The 1,779-nt window shown below is 67.1% G+C and carries 1 protein-coding gene; it reads left to right on the top strand.

All coding sequences use genetic code 11. The features are described from left to right. Positions 1–317: 317 nt before the first annotated feature. Positions 318–1,779, top strand: a 1,462-nt coding sequence (locus VNR91_RS09550; RefSeq protein WP_325490533.1) for a UvrD-helicase domain-containing protein, incomplete at its 3' end; no start/stop codon positions are given.

Raw genomic sequence — 1,779 nt, 5'->3', positions numbered from 1 at the left:
CGAGGATGAGACCACGCCCTACCGCTCGCTGGTGCATCCGATGTGGAAGAACCATTACGGCGACTACGACCACCTGGCGCGCGTCAAGGAGTGGTCGCTGGCCGGCGGCGCAGACGAGGAGGAGACGTGAGCAGCGGGTATTGCGAAACAGGAGCGATCCGGCAATCTCGCTTCACCTCTCCCCTTGGGGGAGAGGTCGGATCGCGAAGCGATCCGGGTGAGGGGGCCAGCACCCATCGAGAGTCACTTTCCCCCTCACCCCAACCCTCTCCCCCGAGGGGAGAGGGAGTTCGCCCGTCGCGGGGCGAGTCAGAATCATGACCTCCGCCCGCATCATTCCGCCCGAAGTGCTCGACGTTCAGGTCAGCGCCGCCGATCCGGACATTTCGGCCTTCGTGTCGGCCAATGCCGGGGCCGGCAAAACCCACGTGCTGGCGCAGCGCGTCATCAACCTGCTGCTGCGCGGCTGCGATCCGGCCAAGATCCTCTGCATCACCTTCACCAAGGCCGCCGCCGCCAACATGGCCAATCGCGTGTTCGGCACGCTGGCGCAGTGGACCACGCTGGACGACGCGGCGCTCGACGCAAAAATCCGCGCCTCGACCGGCGCCGCGCCGAACGCCGCCCTGCGGGCGCGGGCACGCCGCCTGTTCGCCTCGGCGCTGGAGACGCCCGGCGGGCTGAAGGTGCAGACGATCCATGCCTTCTGCACGCGGCTGCTGCATCAATTCCCGTTCGAGGCCAATGTCGCGGCCCGCTTCAGCGTGCTGGACGAGGCAACGACCATCCAGCTGCTCGACGAACTGACGCTCGCGGTGCTGCTCGAAGCCTCCGCCGAACCCGACAGCGCGCTCGGGCGCGCACTCTCGGCCGCCATCGTGGCGGCCGCCGATTCCACCTTCATGGAGGTGATCGGCGATGCGATCCGGCAGCGCGACGCTATCACCGCATGGATTGCGCGCGCCGGCGGCATCGACGCGGCCATGGCCGGCCTGTCGGCGACGTTCGGCCTTGCCCCGGACGATACGATCGAATCCGTCGAAGCCGAGTTCTTCTCCCGGTCGGCGATCCCGATCGGTGAATGGCCCGCGCTGATCGAGATCCTCGACGCCGGCACGGTGTCGGACCAGAAACACGTCACCGCGCTGCTCGCCGCGCGCGAGGCCACCGGCAGGGAGCGCATCGACAGCTATCTGAAGGTGTTCTGCACCACCGAACTGAAGCCGCGCAAAAACCTCATCACCAGCGCGCTGGCGAAGCGCCATCCCGACTGGCTGGCGCGATTGCAAGCCGAACAGGATCGCGTCTGCCAGTTGCTGGCGCGCGAGCGCGCCGTGCGCGCCCGCGACCGCACCCGAGCCCTCATCACCATCGCCGCCGAGGTGATCGCGCGCTATCAGGCGGAAAAGGACAGCCGCGCGCTGCTCGATTACGAAGATCTGATCGACAAGACCCTCGATCTGTTCTCGCGCTCGTCCGCCGCCTGGGTGCTGTACAAGCTCGATCTCGGCATCGACCACGTGCTGATCGACGAGGCGCAGGACACCAGCCCGAAGCAGTGGTCGGTCATCACCACCATCGTTTCCGAGTTCACGCCCGGCGGCGCGCGCGCCAACGTCAAGCGCACGGTGTTCGCGGTCGGCGACGAGAAGCAGTCGATCTTTTCGTTTCAGGGCGCGGCGCCGAAAGCGTTCGACGAGAACCGGCGCCTGTTCGCGCGGCAGTTCGACACGCCCGAACAAGGTTGGCGCGAACTGCAATTCCACCACTCCTTCCGCT

This window comes from Sphingomonas sp., from assembly GCF_035555815.1.
Classification (GTDB): domain Bacteria; phylum Pseudomonadota; class Alphaproteobacteria; order Sphingomonadales; family Sphingomonadaceae; genus Sphingomonas.
Note: the sequence above shows the minus strand (reverse complement) of the source record. Positions and strands in the feature narration are given on the sequence as shown.